At 37.9% G+C, this 15,226-nt stretch carries 17 protein-coding genes and 1 pseudogene; 10 read left to right on the forward strand and 8 right to left on the reverse strand.

The genetic code is table 11. The annotated features are described in order from the left end of the window. Positions 1–278 (reverse strand): hypothetical protein (locus PN497_RS14970; protein ID WP_272110554.1); only part of this gene is annotated, 278 nt, incomplete at its 3' end. A 171-nt stretch (positions 279–449) separates the two neighbouring features. Here PN497_RS14970 and trxB point away from each other — a divergent pair. From trxB to PN497_RS15000, 6 genes and pseudogenes are all read left to right on the forward strand, one after another. Continuing rightward, positions 450–1,838 (forward strand): thioredoxin-disulfide reductase, encoded by a 1,389-nt coding sequence (trxB, locus tag PN497_RS14975; RefSeq protein ID WP_409349331.1) that lies wholly within the window; start codon positions 450–452, stop codon positions 1,836–1,838. Between the two features lie 155 nt (positions 1,839–1,993). Beyond that, on the forward strand, positions 1,994–2,614 hold the full coding sequence (locus PN497_RS14980; protein WP_096565310.1) for a Uma2 family endonuclease: 621 nt from the start codon (positions 1,994–1,996) through the stop codon (positions 2,612–2,614). 333 nt (positions 2,615–2,947) lie between these two features. Next, the gene (locus PN497_RS14985) at positions 2,948–3,244 is read left to right on the forward strand and encodes a hypothetical protein (protein ID WP_096565312.1); all 297 of its coding nucleotides are present in this window, start codon (positions 2,948–2,950) and stop codon (positions 3,242–3,244) included. A gap of 26 nt (positions 3,245–3,270) precedes the next feature. Beyond that, a pseudogene (locus tag PN497_RS14990) lies at positions 3,271–3,375 on the forward strand (VapC toxin family PIN domain ribonuclease); the annotation flags it as partial. Positions 3,376–3,529: 154 nt separating this feature from the next. Next, complete coding sequence (locus tag PN497_RS14995; RefSeq protein ID WP_096565314.1) at positions 3,530–4,414, forward strand: ABC transporter permease; 885 nt, start codon at positions 3,530–3,532, stop codon at positions 4,412–4,414. An 87-nt stretch (positions 4,415–4,501) separates the two neighbouring features. Further along, positions 4,502–4,663, forward strand: a complete 162-nt coding sequence (locus PN497_RS15000) for a hypothetical protein (protein ID WP_187041981.1) — start codon at positions 4,502–4,504, stop codon at positions 4,661–4,663. Between the two features lie 3 nt (positions 4,664–4,666). Here the strand turns inward: PN497_RS15000 and PN497_RS15005 are convergent, their stop codons facing one another. From PN497_RS15005 to PN497_RS15015, 3 genes are all read right to left on the reverse strand, one after another. Continuing rightward, positions 4,667–4,804, reverse strand: coding sequence for a hypothetical protein (locus PN497_RS15005; RefSeq protein WP_272110558.1), 138 nt, complete (start codon positions 4,802–4,804; stop codon positions 4,667–4,669). Positions 4,805–4,891: 87 nt separating this feature from the next. Next, complete coding sequence (locus PN497_RS15010; RefSeq protein WP_096565316.1) at positions 4,892–5,182, reverse strand: type IV pilin protein; 291 nt, start codon at positions 5,180–5,182, stop codon at positions 4,892–4,894. A gap of 141 nt (positions 5,183–5,323) precedes the next feature. Beyond that, positions 5,324–5,794, reverse strand: a complete 471-nt coding sequence (locus tag PN497_RS15015; protein ID WP_096565318.1) for a tetratricopeptide repeat protein — start codon at positions 5,792–5,794, stop codon at positions 5,324–5,326. A gap of 163 nt (positions 5,795–5,957) precedes the next feature. Between PN497_RS15015 and PN497_RS15020 the strand changes: the two genes are divergently transcribed. Both PN497_RS15020 and PN497_RS15025 read left to right on the forward strand, forming a co-directional pair. Then, positions 5,958–6,851 (forward strand): ROK family protein, encoded by an 894-nt coding sequence (locus tag PN497_RS15020; RefSeq protein WP_096565320.1) that lies wholly within the window; start codon positions 5,958–5,960, stop codon positions 6,849–6,851. Beyond that, positions 6,848–6,979, forward strand: coding sequence for a hypothetical protein (locus PN497_RS15025; RefSeq protein ID WP_272110559.1), 132 nt, complete (start codon positions 6,848–6,850; stop codon positions 6,977–6,979). The genes PN497_RS15020 and PN497_RS15025 overlap by 4 nt, the downstream gene beginning before the upstream one ends. Here PN497_RS15025 and PN497_RS15030 read toward each other — a convergent pair. Then, a complete protein-coding gene (locus PN497_RS15030) occupies positions 6,957–8,594 on the reverse strand; it encodes a CTP synthase (RefSeq protein ID WP_096565322.1) in 1,638 nt (545 codons plus the stop codon). The genes PN497_RS15025 and PN497_RS15030 overlap by 23 nt on opposite strands. A 305-nt stretch (positions 8,595–8,899) precedes the next feature. On the opposite strand from PN497_RS15030, the gene PN497_RS15035 reads away from it, so the two are divergent. After that, the gene (locus PN497_RS15035; protein WP_096565324.1) at positions 8,900–10,675 is read left to right on the forward strand and encodes an N-acetylmuramoyl-L-alanine amidase; all 1,776 of its coding nucleotides are present in this window, start codon (positions 8,900–8,902) and stop codon (positions 10,673–10,675) included. A gap of 270 nt (positions 10,676–10,945) precedes the next feature. Here PN497_RS15035 and PN497_RS15040 read toward each other — a convergent pair whose 3' ends face one another. Next, complete coding sequence (locus tag PN497_RS15040) at positions 10,946–12,304, reverse strand: sensor histidine kinase (protein WP_096565326.1); 1,359 nt, start codon at positions 12,302–12,304, stop codon at positions 10,946–10,948. 84 nt (positions 12,305–12,388) lie between these two features. Here PN497_RS15040 and PN497_RS15045 point away from each other — a divergent pair, with 84 nt between their 5' ends. Beyond that, positions 12,389–13,081: a response regulator transcription factor gene (locus PN497_RS15045; RefSeq protein WP_096565328.1), complete on the forward strand. Its 693-nt coding sequence runs from the start codon at positions 12,389–12,391 to the stop codon at positions 13,079–13,081. A gap of 466 nt (positions 13,082–13,547) precedes the next feature. On the opposite strand, the gene PN497_RS15050 is transcribed toward PN497_RS15045, so the two are convergent. Next, a complete protein-coding gene (locus PN497_RS15050; protein WP_096565330.1) occupies positions 13,548–14,060 on the reverse strand; it encodes a DUF2085 domain-containing protein in 513 nt (170 codons plus the stop codon). A 134-nt stretch (positions 14,061–14,194) separates the two neighbouring features. Further along, entirely contained in the window at positions 14,195–15,013 is an 819-nt protein-coding gene (locus PN497_RS15055; protein WP_096572543.1) for a Uma2 family endonuclease, read from the reverse strand. Between the last annotated feature and the right edge of the window lie 213 nt (positions 15,014–15,226).

The raw sequence follows: 15,226 nt of genomic DNA on the forward strand, positions 1-15,226 counted from the left end.
GGAAAATAACCTGTGATAAAAATTGATAATTTATCGCCCGAATGCTTCGCCCTTACAGGAAAATAACCTGTGATAAAAATTGATAATTTATCGCCCGAATGCTTCGCCCTTAGAGGAAAATAACCTGTGATAAAAATTGATAATTTATCGCCCGAATGCTTCGCCCTTACAGGAAAATAACCTGTGATAAAAATTGATAATTTATCGCCCGAATGCTTCGCCCTTACAGGAGTCAGGAGGAGGTTTGAAAATTTCTTTGCCCTCTCTGGAAATCTCAAAAAATGCACGCTTTTTCAGCTATACCCTTGAAAAACCTTGCACTTATTTTTGTGTTTATCACCCTGTAACCTTTGATATCTCTGGGTTTTACATTTATTCAGCATCCCCTAAATTAATGTCAGAAGTAGGGGATCTTTGAGTTATGCTATACTAACTTAAACGTAGTCGTTATGAGTTTGTATACTAGTATGACAAATTCCAAAGTAGAAAACACAGTAGAAAACTTAGTAATTATCGGTTCTGGACCCGCTGGTTACACCGCAGCTATCTATGCAGGAAGGGCAAATTTAAAACCCGTAGTATTTGAAGGTTTCCAAGCAGGTGGTTTACCAGGAGGCCAACTCATGACAACCACGGAAGTTGAGAACTTCCCAGGTTTTCCCCAAGGTATCACCGGACCAGACTTGATGGATAACATGAAAGCCCAAGCAGAACGGTGGGGCGCAGAATTATATACTGAAGATGTGATATCAGTTGATTTGAGTCAACGTCCTTTTACTATCCGTTCCCAAGAAAGGGAAGTAAAAGCCCATAGTTTAATTATCGCTACTGGTGCAACAGCTAAACGCTTAGGTTTACCAAGTGAACATCAATTTTGGAGTCGGGGAATTTCCGCTTGTGCTATATGTGATGGTGCAACCCCCATCTTTCGCGGTGCAGAGTTAGCGGTTATTGGTGCAGGAGACTCAGCAGCAGAAGAAGCTATTTATTTAACTAAATATGGTTCTTTAGTGCATTTATTAGTCCGTTCTGATAAAATGCGGGCTTCTAAAGCTATGCAAGACCGAGTTTTGAGTAACCCCAAAATTAAAGTACATTGGCACACTGAAGCGGTAGATGTCATTGGTAAAGGTAATATGACCGGTGTACAAGTTATTAATAAACAAACTGGGGAAGAAAGCACCATTCCCGCTAAAGGTTTATTTTACGCCATTGGTCACAAGCCCAATACAGAGTTATTTCAGGGACTATTAGAACTGGATGAGGTGGGGTACATTATCACTAAACATGGTGGTGTAGAAACCAGTTTAGAGGGTGTATTTGCAGCCGGTGACGTGCAAGACCATGAATTTAGACAAGCGATTACCGCAGCAGGTACTGGTTGTATGGCGGCCATGTTAGCGGAAAGATGGTTATCATCAAAGAATTTAATTCATGAGTTCCATCAAACCCAAATTGAAGGAACAACACCCCACCCAGAAACCCAGAAAGCAGAAACAGCAGCAGAATTTAATTTACAAGCAACAAGGCATAATGGGGGTTATGCTTTAAGAAAATTATTCCATGAGAGCGATCGCTTGTTGTTGGTAAAATATGTGTCTCCTGGTTGTGGTCCTTGTCACACCTTGAAACCGATATTAAATAAAGTCGTCGATGAATTTGATGGTAAGATTCACTTTGTTGAAGTTGACATTGACCAAGATCGAGACATAGCGGAGAATGCCGGCATCATAGGAACACCGACGGTACAGATATTTAAGAATAAGGAATTGGTAAAAGAAGTGAAAGGTGTAAAACAGAAAAGTGAATATCGACAGTTGATAGAAAGTAATTTGTAGGGACTGGGGACTGGGGACTGGGGACTGGGGACTGGTGACTGGTGACTGGGGAATGGGTAATAAATTTTATTTTTACCAATCACCAATTACCAATTACCAATTACCAATCACCAAACAAACAATATGATAACTATTCAAACCAAAGAATATAAATTATGATTCAAGCTTTACCTGAAACTAAATTAATAACTTTTGCCGAGTTTATAGAGTGGTATCCAGATACAGGAGTTCGCTATGAATTATATGATGGAGTAATTGTAGAAATGACACCACCAGTAGGAAAACATGAAGAAATTATTGGCTTTTTAGTTGAAGAAATAGTCACAGAATATAAACGTCTAAAACTTCCTTATTTCATTCCTAAAACAGCTTTTATCAAACCACCAGAAAAAGAATCAGGATACTTACCAGATATAATATTGTTAAATCGTTCTAATTTAATTAATGAACCTTTATGGAAAAAATCATCTACAATTAGTGAATCAGCTTCAATTCCTTTAGTAGTTGAAGTTGTCAGTACAAACTGGCGTGATGATTACCATAAAAAACTTGCTGACTATGAGGAAATGGGTATTGTGGAATATTGGATTGTAGATTATGCTGCTTTAGGTGGTAGAGTGTTTATTGGCAATCCTAAACAACCAACTATTTCACTTTATCAACTGATAGAAGGAGAATATCAAGTTAGTCAATTTAGAGATGATGATTTAATAATATCACCAACTTTCCCAGAGTTAAAATTAACTGCTAATCAAATTTTTCAAGCTAGTTTGTAAGAGTGTAGATTATAATATAATTTTCATGCCAGTATAGCAGATTGCAGATCAATGAGGTACAGATATTAATTAGACATCTCCAGAAAAGAAATTATGGAACTTATTTATGGGGGCAGGTCGAAGCTTATGGGATATCTAGATGTCTGATTTTTTCGTTAAATTATCGCCCATAAGCTTCGCCCCTACAACTTATGACAAATTAATACATTCTATTTTGGAGAAGTCTATTGTAAAACTCTTGTGGGGTGGGCATCCTGCACGCCCCTGTGTACCTCACTCAGATGAAATCTGCTGTATAATGTAAATATTCAGCCGTCATCAGGAGTCAAAACCATGCAAGAACAAATAACCGAGTATCAACAAGAACTAACAGAACGTATTTCCACATTGGTAGATAAATTATTTCAAGGAAGTAGTTTCTACAAAGTCAAATTAGACCAATATGAAATGACAGAAATGCTGATAGAATCATTTGGTAGATTGTCACCAGAGGAAATGAGAGCAATTAAAGAACATGATTTAACCAGAAGAATTGATAAAATTCTTGTGTTAGAAACTGTTGCAGGGACATTGAACGACTTATCACCCGAAGAAATAGCGATTTTTGATGCAGCGGTAGAAGGAAAATAACACTGTGAATTATTTACTAGATTCAAATTTTAATAGCAGCAACAGCAATTATCTTAGATTTAATTCTTGTTTCTAATGATTCCGATTTATCCAGAATTGAAGGACTTAAATTAGAAAATTGGTTATTGTAATACAGCAGGAGTCAGGAGTCAGGAGTCAGGAGTCATGAGTGAAACTGGCTTTGTGTATAGGTTTTAATTTTGATTCTGTACCTCATTGATATGCAATCTGCTGTATATAGGAAAATCCAAAATCTAAAATCTAAAATCTAAAATCTAAAATCGAATGACTATTACAAAAAGCCGCATACCAAGATTTTTAAACTTTGCTAAATCTAACCTATCCCAGCGATTTATGTTGATAGGTTTAGCAATGACTTTATTTTTTATCTTTTTAGCCTTTTTTGCCCCAGTTTTCCAACAGTGGGGATGGTTACAAAACCCCAAAGAATTTTTAAGTAACCCTATTCATGACGCACCTTCTTTAAAACATTGGTTTGGTACAAGTCGCTTGGGTTATGATGTCTTTTCCAGAACAATTTTTGGCGCACAAGCAGCACTGCAAGTAGTTATTTTAGCCACTGCATTAAGTATGATTGTGGGTGTACCCTTGGGAATGGTAAGTGGTTATTTAGGAGGAAAATTAGATAAAACTTTATTATTTCTCATGGATAGCATTTACACTTTACCGGGTTTGCTGCTATCTGTTACCTTAGCTTTTGTGGTAGGGAGAGGAATATTAAATGCGGCGATCGCCATTAGTATTGCTTACATTCCCCAATATTATCGCGTTGTGCGTAACCACACCGTCAGCGTTAAAACCGAAGTCTACATCGAAGCAGCGCAAGCAATGGGCGCTTCTACCTGGATTGTATTATCAAGATATCTATTTTTCAACGTTATTCAAAGTGTCCCCGTCCTCTTTACCCTTAACGCCGCAGATGCCATATTAGTATTAGGTGGTTTAGGCTTTTTGGGTTTAGGACTACCCGAAGATGTACCCGAATGGGGTTATGATTTAAAACAAGCTCTGGAAGCACTACCCACAGGTATTTGGTGGACCACCCTTTTTCCCGGTTTAGCAATGACTATCATGGTAGTAGGGTTATCACTACTTGGTGAAGGGTTGAATGAGTTTGTCAATCCTCGTTTGAGAAGAGAAAATAGATGATTGGTGACTGGTGACTGGTGACTGGGTGAGAAAAACTAAGTCTTTCTCCTGACTCTTGATAACTAACAACAAAACTGAGATACTTCTGTGAACGATAAATTTACTTTAATTGCAGCTGCTACCGGTGGTTTAATGCTTTCCGTTGCTTTATCTGGTATATTAAAAGGCGCACCGCTGATAACTTCGGAAAAATCTCATATTAAGTCTTACACTGTTGCTAATGTGCAGATTCTTACTAAAAAGAATTAATTCCTAATCCATACTAACCATCGTTCCTGTACAAATTGCTCCCGTATAAGTTAAGCTAGGAGCAGTAATAGGATTATTAGCTAATGTTCCTGCAGTTTGACAAGCAACACTTACAGTAAGTCCACTTAAGAAAACAGTCACACCACCATTAAAACCTTTAAGCGCAGCAGCGTAATTAGCTACTGCTGTAACCGTAGTAGTATTAATATCTGCTGCAATGTTATAATTCTAATTATTGGTTACAGTAGGAATACCCAGTTGTAAAGTCTCTATATCCCCAGCGAAAGCTGAATTTTCCATTCTGTAAGCTTGTTGCGCTCTATTAAATGCGCCTATATAATTTTTAGCGTCTGATTGTTGTGCTTTTGCAGCTTGACTTAGGAAGGAAGGAAGAGCGATCGCTGATAGAATACCAATCAGAATAAATACAATTAACAATTCAATAATAGTAAAACCTGCATTAACTTGATTTTTGATCAGTAGATGCTGCATCAACTTAGCTTTTATGGTTAGTTTCATAGTGGTTTCTTTGGGGATGAGAGAATTTTTGTTACCTCTATGAATAAATTACCCAATTTAAATTATTTTTGTATACATAATAGTATATTTATAATATTTATAATATTTATTGTATTTATAGGATAGCTACTTTACATAATTTTAACATCTATCCGTTGCAATACATACACAATTTACATGTTGAATTTGCACAACAGTTTCCCAATAGGAAATATCTGTTTCTAAATCTCCTTGATTTGCTATTGCATAACCTAAGTTATAATATACTTCAGCTTGACTATCATCCCACTCTAAAATAGCCTCATAAATTTTTTGAGCTATGGCATATTTTCTGATATTCAAATATTCTTGACTTTGCTTTTTGAGAAAATCAATAAATTCGCTCAAAGCTTCATTATCATCAGCAAATTCTCTATTTGCAAAACCTGATAACCAAACTTCATGACATTTTTCTGCATCTACCAACAATAACCAAGATAATCCTAAATACCAAAATAAAGTAATATGATCAGGTGTTAAATCCAGACATTGTTCATAAATACTAATAGCCGTGGTAAAATCATCTTGTTGTAAACAAATATCTGCCTTTTTTTTAAGTTGATAAATATCCATAAGAATAAATACTTAATAAATTATTTCCTTGATTTTATACCAAAAATATGTGCAGCTACACAGAATCATGAAATCCATTAATTTATCAATCCCTATCCGCGTTTATCTGCGTTTATCTGCGTTAAAATATATTCTCATAAAATCAAGATTTAGGAATTAAACAGTGCAGCAAGTAATCGGTATAGACTTAGGTGGAACAGCAATTAAGTTAGGACGTTTTACAACAGATGGTAAATGTTTACAATCTATAACTGTGGATACTCCCCAACCAGCAACACCAGAAGCTGTATTATTAAAGATGATAGAGGCGATCGCTCAAATTGATCCAGATAATCAAAGTATAGCTATCGGTGTGGGAACTCCCGGACCTGCTGACGCTGCGGGCAGAGTTGCCAAAGTTGCCATTAATCTGGTAGGATGGCAAGATGTACCCTTAGCAGATTGGCTAGAAGCAAAAACTGGCAAACCCACTATCCTAGCTAATGACGCTAACTGTGCAGGTTTGGGAGAAGCTTGGTTAGGTGCAGGCCGTAGTTTTCAACATTTAATTTTACTAACTTTGGGAACTGGGGTTGGTGGTGCGATTATTCTTGATGGTAAATTATTTGTGGGACATCAAGGAGCAGCAGCAGAATTAGGTTTAATTACTCTTAACCCCGATGGTCCAATGTGTAATAGTGGTAATCAAGGTTCTTTAGAACAGCATACATCAATTGCCGCTATTCGTCGTCGCACAGGAAAAGAACCCGCAGAATTAGGTAAACTTGCCCAAAATGGTGATATTGAAGTCTTGACATTTTGGCAAGAATATGGTAAAGATTTGGGAATTGGTTTAACAAGTTTAATATATGTACTCACACCCCAAGCGGTAATTATTGGTGGTGGTGTAAGTGCGAGTTTTCAGTATTTCTTACCAGCAATGCAAGCAGAAATAGAAAAGCGAGTTTTACCAACATCCCGTTTAGGTTTACAAATTTTACCAGCAGAACTAGGTAATTCAGCGGGAATGGTAGGTGCTGCTAAGTTAGCTTGGGGACTGGTGACAGGTGACAGGTGACAGGTGACTGGGGAAGAAGCAGAGGAGCAGGGTGCAGGGTGCAGGGGGAAATTATTTGTATTTTCTCAGTCACCAATCACCAGTCCCCAATCACCAATCACCAAATTAGGAAACCTGCACTGGTTTAGATGTATTCTTACTGTGATGAGTACGGGAAATAGCAGCTTCCATGAAACCTTTAAATAAAGGATGGGGTGTACTCGGACGAGATTGAAATTCTGGGTGAAACTGACAAGCTATAAAAAATGGATGTTTGGGATATTCAACTATTTCTACTAACCTTCCATCGGGAGAAGTACCACTGACAACGTAACCAGACTCTAATAAAGCGTTGCGGTACAAGTTGTTAAACTCATAACGATGTCGGTGACGTTCATAAATGACTTCTTCTTGATATAAATCAAAGGCTATTGTACCCGGTTGCACTCGACAAGGATACAAACCTAAGCGCATTGTTCCACCTAAATCTACTACGTCTTGTTGTTCAGGTAAAAGATTAATAATAGGATTTGTGGTATAGGGGTCAAATTCGGCACTGTTAGCATCAGCTAAACCTTCAACATTTCTCGCCCATTCAATCACAGAACATTGCATTCCTAAGCATAAACCTAAAAAGGGGATTTGGCGATCGCGTGCAAATTTAATCGCGGCAATTTTGCCATCTATCCCCCGACTACCAAAACCACCAGGAACGAGAATACCATCCACACCTGCAAGATAATTTTCCGCTGACTCAGTTTCTAGGGTTTCTGAATTTACCCATCTTATTCGTAAATCACCGTAAGTAGAAATCGCCGCATGACGTAAGGATTCAACCACAGAAAGATAAGCATCACTTAAACGCACATATTTACCAACAATGGCAATTTCCACGCTGTATTTAGGACTATACATTCTTTCTACCATTGTTTCCCACTGACTTAAATCAGGCTGGCGTTGTTCCATTTGCAACAAGTCTAAAGTTTGTTGTGCCAGTCCTTCTTTTTCTAAAATCAGAGGTACTTCATAAATGCTACTAGCATCTTGGCAGGTAATCACACATTCTACTGGTACATCACAAAATTCCGATAATTTCTGTTTTAAACCCACACCGATGGGGCGATCGCAACGACAGACTAAAATATCTGGTTGAATACCAATGGATCTCAATTCTTTAACAGAATGTTGTGTAGGTTTGGTTTTCATCTCCCCTGCTGAAGCAATCCAAGGGAGAAGGGTGACGTGCATATACAAAACATTCTGTCTTCCCACCTCTTTCCGCAACTGACGGATAGCTTCTAAAAATGGTAGAGACTCAATATCACCCACAGTCCCGCCAATTTCCGTAATTACTGCCGCTGGATTAGTTTCCTTAGCAACTCTTAAAATTCGGTCTTTAATTTCATTGGTAATGTGGGGAATTACTTGTACAGTCCCACCATTATAATCTCCCCGGCGTTCTTTATTAATCACAGATTGATAAATCAAGCCAGTAGTAACACTGTTTAACCGGGACATAGAAGTATCAGTAAAACGTTCATAATGTCCCAAATCCAAATCTGTTTCTGCACCATCTTGGGTAACAAAAACTTCCCCATGTTGAAAGGGACTCATAGTACCTGGATCAACATTAATATAAGGATCAAGTTTGAGAATAGAGACAGAATAATCTCTAGATTTTAACAACCTCCCCAAACTTGCTGCTACAATGCCTTTACCAATACTGGAAACAACGCCTCCAGTTACAAAGATAAACTTAGTCATAGTATTTTCAATTTCTAGCAACTTCTAAAAATACATCCTGTCTCTTGAAGGATCAAGCGTGCGCCCAAGGGCTAAATTATGAAGTAAACATTCAGCTAATGCTTAAAGGTAAGCTACCTCGTCAGCTTTTAGCAGTCAGGTTTTTAACGGTTACGCCAAAAATCATGATTCGTTCATTTACTGATTTATCAAATATTCTGACCCCTGACTCCTGACTTCGGAATTTTCACTTTTTATGCTTCATTCTTTATCCTTTATTGCTCATTGTCTCACAGTCATTATCGTAAAATCTTCTGTGTTTTGCCGTGAAAAAACTCTTAGGATTAGTAGTATTTAACTGTCTGCTTACCTCCTCCGTTGCTTTTGCACAAACATCACTCCTAGTAGTTTTTCCCCCAACAAACTACCAAACCAGTAAAGAAAAAATATTTTTTATCGGTACTGCACCACCAGATGGAGAAGTTCTCATCAATGGTAGACTAATTAACCGCAGCAAGGCTGGTCATTTTTCTCCCAGTTTCCCTTTACAGTTAGGGGAGAATGTATTTAAGGTACGTTACCAAAATCAGGAACGAGAGATTAAAGTAACAAGGCTTTCTACTCAACCAGAATTACCACAAGGTTTAGGCTTTGCTAAAGATTCTCTGACTCCTGCTGTTGATATTGCCAAACTACCGGGAGAACTGATTTGTTTTGGTGCGGTTGCACCTCCTCAAGCTGGTGTTTCTGTCAAGTTGGCCGAACAAACCATTCCCTTATTACCACAACCACCACAGGCGCAATTACCTGCTAATTCAGGTGTACTAACCGGAAGAAATCAACCCACAACTTCTAGTCCTAACAAATATCAAGGCTGTACAACAGTGGCCAATGCTGCTGATTTAGGACAACCTCAATATAGTTTGACATTGAATGGTCAGACTATCACTGAAACTGGTAAGGGCAAAATTGAAATTCTTGCACCTGCACAGTTGCCAGTTGTGGAAGTGTCAGCAACATCAGGTGTTGCTCGCACAGGTCCTAGTACAGATTATTCTCGACTGACACCACTACCACAGGGAACAAGAGCGACAGTTACAGGTAGAGAAGGTGATTGGCTTCGCTTAGACTATGGGGCTTGGATCAATAGTAAAGAAACTAGAATTATACCAGGTGCAGTACCACCACAGACTGTAATTCGTAGTGTGGGATATCGTCGCTTGTCTGATAGAACAGAAATCAGGTTTCCTTTACAAATGCCCATACCTGTAAGTGTGGAACAGAGCGATGGACAAAGCCCCGCCTTCGGCGATCGCACTTTTAGTCTCACCCTTTACAATACTATTGCTCAAACAGACACCATTCGCCTGGATGATGACCCCTTAATTTATCGCCTGGATTGGCAACAGGTGAGTCCTAAACAGGTGAAATATACCTTTAACCTCAAAAACTTCCAACAGTGGGGATATAAGCTGAAATACGACAACACAACGCTGGTTTTGACCTTGCGCCATGCACCTAAGATTCACAACAGAAAACGCCTACCTTTATCTGGTATTAAGATATTACTTGATCCTGGTCACGGTGGTAAAGAGTCTGGTGCAATTGGTCCGACTGGGTATCCAGAAAAAGATGCCAACTTGGTAATTTCTAAGTTACTGCGGGATGAGTTGGTAAAACGGGGTGCAAAGGTGGTGATGACAAGGGAAGATGATCGGGATGTGTCTTTAGTGGAACGTCAGCAGATAATTGAAAAAGAAGAACCGGCGATCGCCCTTTCTATTCATTACAATGCTTTACCAGATGATGGCGATGCCGAAAAAACCAGAGGTTTTGGGACTTTTTGGTATCATCCACAAGCACATAGTTTAGCAATATTTTTGCAAAATCATGTAGTAAAAACATTGAAGAAACCTCATTATGGGGTGTTTTGGAATAATTTAGCCCTGACTCGTCCTGCTGCTGCACCTTCAGTATTATTAGAATTAGGTTTTATGATTAACCCCCAGGAGTTTGAGGAAATAGTCAACCCCCAAGAACAGAGGAAAATGGCGCGGACTTTAGCGGATGGGGTGACAGAGTGGTTTAAAGCTGCGAAGTAGAAAAGAGTTTCGCGCAAAGACGCAAAGGAAGAGAGGGGGAAGCATTCAGGCAACCAATTATCAATTTTATGACCAGGCTATTTTCCTGTAAGGGCGTTCGCGAAGCGTGCTGGAAGCATTAGCATTCGGGCAAGAAATTATCAATTTTATGACCAGGCTATTTTCCTGTAAGGGCGAAGCATTCGGGCAAGAAATTATCAATTTTATGACCAGGCTATTTTCCGAATGCTTCGCCCCTACTTCGCCCCTACTTCGCCCCTACGACTCCTGCTATATAGGAATTTTCACAGTAAAAGTTGTTCCTACACCCACTTTACTTTCTACAAAAATTTCTCCTTGATGTCGATCTACACATTTTTTCACAATTGGTAATCCTAACCCAGTACCAACAATACCTTCAACATTTTCCGAGCGATAATAAGGCTCATAAAGCCTCACCTGTTCCTCTGGAGAAATACCGATACCTTCATCTATCACTTGAAAAATAGTAGCATCCTGTTGAGCATTTAAAAACAAGTAAATTTTACCCCCTGGTGATGAATATTTGATAGCATTTAACAGTAAATTACTCAAAATAGAATATAGTAACTTTTCATCTAGATTAGCCCGAAAAGATTGACCATGTTTGATAAACTTAATAGTATGAGTTGTGCGACTAAACATTTGCACATCTTCCAGCAAATTTAAACAAAAATTTTCCACATTAATTAATTGAGGTTTATAATCTAGTTCACCTGCCTCCGCTCTAGTCAAAGTTAATATATCTGTTAATAGGTGATTCATTAACTTAGCAGAAGACTGAATCCGGTAGAGATTTTTTAACTCTTTTTCATCTACTAATTCTATCAAAATTTCCCTTAATAACTGACAAGATAGCAAAATTACACTTAAAGGAGTACGAAATTCATGGGAAATCATAGAAAATAACTGAACCTTGAGTTCACCAATCTTTTTTTCTTGAGCTAAGGAAGCTTCTAAAGATTTAATATGTTCTCGTTTCACCGATTGACTCTCAATTACAAAACATAAAATGCAAATTACTAACAAACTTAAAAAAGTTCCTATAATTTCCATGATTATTCGTAAGTGAATACCATTTTCTGACTGCTGGAGATAAGTTTTCAAGTAACTTTGTTCTTCCCCTTGAATTTCTAAAAATATCGTTATAATTTGCTCTCTGAGCTTAACACTAAGTTCGGTAATTTTATTTTGCCGTTGCCATGCGTTTTCATCTTTTTGATAAAGTTTTATAGATTCTTCTAACAGAGATAATCTTTGATTAAACAATGATTTTAAATTGTTTAACCTCTGTCTTTGATTGATATTTTTATGTATTTGAATATCTAATAGATTGAGGTCATTTTTAATATTATTGATAGCAGTTTGATAACGATCCAAATCTTGTTGACTGCCCAAAAATATATACCCCCGTCGTGCTGATTCAGCCACAGTCATTGCTGCATAAAAATCTGTCAAAGTATTGAGTGTTTGAGAAGTATGTTGAACTTGAGCAACATTTTCCTTAATTTCGGTAGTGTTGTTTAATGCAGCGAAAGTAACCAAAAGCATCAGAGATATAGCCAAAGAAACTCCCGCAGAAATCCAATTTACTGAAAAATGCAATTTCATAAATTACCTTTTTATTCAGATAGTCAATTTAAGTTAATATTTCCCTCATTACTTCATGACTTGCTGTGGAATAAGGAATAAATTATGCGAATTTTAATAGTTGAGGACGATATTCAACTGGCAGAAGCACTAATAGAAGCTTTAACCAGACGAAAGTATATAGTCGATGTTGCTCAAGACGGAGAAGCAGCTTGGCACGCAGCAGAGTCAATGAAGTATGATTTAGTGGTGCTGGATGTCACTTTACCAAAGTTAGATGGCATCAGATTTTGTCACCGCTTACGCACCACTAGCACCAACAGTCCAGCACATCGTAATTCAGCAGCACCCGTATTAATGCTAACTGCCCGTGATACCGTAGCCGATAAGGTTGCTGGTTTAGATGCCGGCGCAGATGATTATGTAGCAAAGCCCTTTGACTTAGAAGAATTAATGGCTCGGATACGTGCTTTACTCAGACGTGGTAGTGCTGCCAGTACAGTCAGTTTATCTTGGGGAAAGTTAACTTTAAATCCCAGCACTTACGAGACTACCTATGATGGTCATCTTATGTCCTTGACTCCTAAAGAGTATGCAATTTTAGAATTGCTGGTTGCTAATGGTAGAAGGGTATTGAGTCGTTCTAGCATCATTGAGCAGGTTTGGTCTGTTGATGACTCTCCAGTGGAGGAAACAGTAAGGTCACATATTAAAAGTATTCGACAGAAATTAAGAGCTTTAGGTGCGCCGGAAACTTTGATTGAAACTGTTCATGGTTTGGGATATCGTCTCAACTGATACAATTGATACAAAATTATAGGGAATTTGTTGTTAATCTGTTAAATGTAGAGGCGATTGATAAACTGTCTCTACCAGATTTTTATATCTCACAGGTTTCATTTATTAAATGCATTGTTAGAAAAGAATAAACTCACCATCATCATACAACTTTCTAGAAAAGTTGATCTGCACAAATTCTGCACAAATCTTGCACAGTAATTGCATATATAGGTTATATCCTGAGAGAGTAAAAATTCTTTTTGCTCAGGAAAGATTGGACTAATGAATTAGCATTTGAGTGATGATTGATTACTAAGAACAACAACAAAAACGCCTTTCCTCTATCTTCAAATCATGTATTAATCAAATTACTAGTTATCCAAGGTGCGTGAACTAAATCACATTATTTTCATCAAAGGAATAAAAAATGTTAACGAACATTGTAGACGATGGTCGTGGCAGTGGTAGGTTTACTCTAGGTGGTTTACCTTTTTGTGTGCCTGTGTAAAATTGGCATAGCAAACAACCCCCAAGCTAAACCAGTAATTAAACCAAAAGGAGTAACAATATAATTGTTAAAATCCCACAAACTAAAAACTTGCGCTGCTAACTCCAAAGGATAAGCCATCATTAACACACTAGCAAAAGCAGCACCGATCCAACCATATTGATGTAACCAGAAACGGTTTTTTCCCTGGGTAAAGATATACAAAATACGAGTAATTAACAACCCTGTAACCGTGCCATAACACCGCATACACACCGCCATAATGTGAGGTGGTGCTAACTCTAAACCCATAGTAGGTTGAGGACAGACATGATTACCCATAAAATAAATAATATCCGCAATACCTGGAAGTACAAACACACCAGACGCAGCAAGAAAAGGTGCAATAGGGGGACCAAACACCATTCCTACTAACAGGAAATCAGCAAAAAAACTCACCCAATTAATTTTTTTAATCTGTAAATCTCTTGATAAAATAACCCTTTGCATTTTTTCTCTGCGTCCTCTGTGTCCTCTGTGGTTCGTTTATTTGTGATTAACTAGATCCCCGACTTCTTAGATCAATTTCTGATTTTAGCCAAAATTAATAATAGAAGTCGGGTATCTTATCACTTGATTACTAATTATAGATCATCATCTGGATCTATCCCCATTGCTCGTAAACGTTCAGCTAATTTTGCAGCTTTAATTTCTGCTTGTTCTGCTCTTTGTTGTTGTTGTTCTGCTCTTTGTTGTTGTTGTTCAGTTCTCAATCTTTCTAACTGTGCTTCTTCCTTACCGACCAATAATAAATTACCCTGATTATCCCACCAACGCAACCAAACTTGATCGGGATTATTTAAGTAACTTCCTTGCCATAATCCTAATTCTACACCTAATGGCAGAATTGGATAATGTCCCCGTTCATTAGGTTGCATTTTGTGGTAAGAAAAATCTACCAAATGATAAACTTCTAAATTGCCACTATTAACTTCATAAATGGCATAGTAGGGAGCGCGGATAATGCGTTCATAAACCCAAAATTTACCAGGTTTTTCACCTGGTTGTAAACCCGCTAAAGGTGTTTTATCTCGTTCTTCTTCACCATTACCACTGGCTAATTCTATGACAATTAAAGGGGGAATATATTCCCGCCACAGAACATAAGAACGGCGGGTTTTACCATCTAGTCTGGGTGGAACATCAGGGACATAAAACCAATCTGGTGCTACTGTTCCCTTTTCCGGTGGTTCTGTTTCTCGCCAATAAATCCCGCAATCTTGACCTATACAAAATTGTCCATCGGGATGTAACTTTTGTAAAGTTTGAATAATTGAATCTGTGATGATTATGCTTTGGGGATGTTCTTGAAAGTTCTTCACGAATGTACCATCAGACTCCGGTAGTTGAGTATGATCAGGAAACTGTGGAGGTATGGAAATATCAGCCAGGGTTTCACTCATACTATTTAAAGGATTGCAGTAATCAGCAAAAGTGTAAGATTGGTTAGAATCAATTATTGGTTTTTTTCCATAGTTATTTTTTTCAGCTTCCATGTTTTCACAAGCTAATTTTGAGTTAATTATGTTTTTTCTTAGTTTTCTTTATATTATAACTCTCTGCGTTCTCTGCGCCTCTGCGTGAAAAAACAAAGACACAAAAACGCACAGAAAAAA

Source organism: Sphaerospermopsis kisseleviana CS-549 (assembly GCF_028329225.1).
GTDB lineage: Bacteria > Cyanobacteriota > Cyanobacteriia > Cyanobacteriales > Nostocaceae > Sphaerospermopsis > Sphaerospermopsis kisseleviana.

Excerpts from the sequence above, each read along its gene's own strand:
- PN497_RS15010 (WP_096565316.1), bottom strand. The coding sequence starts at position 5,182 with ATGAAACTAACCATAAAAGCTAAGTTGATGCAGCATCTACTGATCAAA.
- trxB (WP_409349331.1), top strand. The coding sequence starts at position 450 with ATGAGTTTGTATACTAGTATGACAAATTCCAAAGTAGAAAACACAGTA.
- PN497_RS15055 (WP_096572543.1), bottom strand. The coding sequence starts at position 15,013 with ATGAGTGAAACCCTGGCTGATATTTCCATACCTCCACAGTTTCCTGAT.
- PN497_RS15015 (WP_096565318.1), bottom strand. The coding sequence starts at position 5,794 with ATGGATATTTATCAACTTAAAAAAAAGGCAGATATTTGTTTACAACAA.
- PN497_RS15050 (WP_096565330.1), bottom strand. The coding sequence starts at position 14,060 with ATGCAAAGGGTTATTTTATCAAGAGATTTACAGATTAAAAAAATTAAT.
- PN497_RS15030 (WP_096565322.1), bottom strand. The coding sequence starts at position 8,594 with ATGACTAAGTTTATCTTTGTAACTGGAGGCGTTGTTTCCAGTATTGGT.
- PN497_RS15045 (WP_096565328.1), top strand. The coding sequence starts at position 12,389 with ATGCGAATTTTAATAGTTGAGGACGATATTCAACTGGCAGAAGCACTA.
- PN497_RS15040 (WP_096565326.1), bottom strand. The coding sequence starts at position 12,304 with ATGAAATTGCATTTTTCAGTAAATTGGATTTCTGCGGGAGTTTCTTTG.
- PN497_RS14980 (WP_096565310.1), top strand. The coding sequence starts at position 1,994 with ATGATTCAAGCTTTACCTGAAACTAAATTAATAACTTTTGCCGAGTTT.
- PN497_RS14995 (WP_096565314.1), top strand. The coding sequence starts at position 3,530 with ATGACTATTACAAAAAGCCGCATACCAAGATTTTTAAACTTTGCTAAA.
- PN497_RS14985 (WP_096565312.1), top strand. The coding sequence starts at position 2,948 with ATGCAAGAACAAATAACCGAGTATCAACAAGAACTAACAGAACGTATT.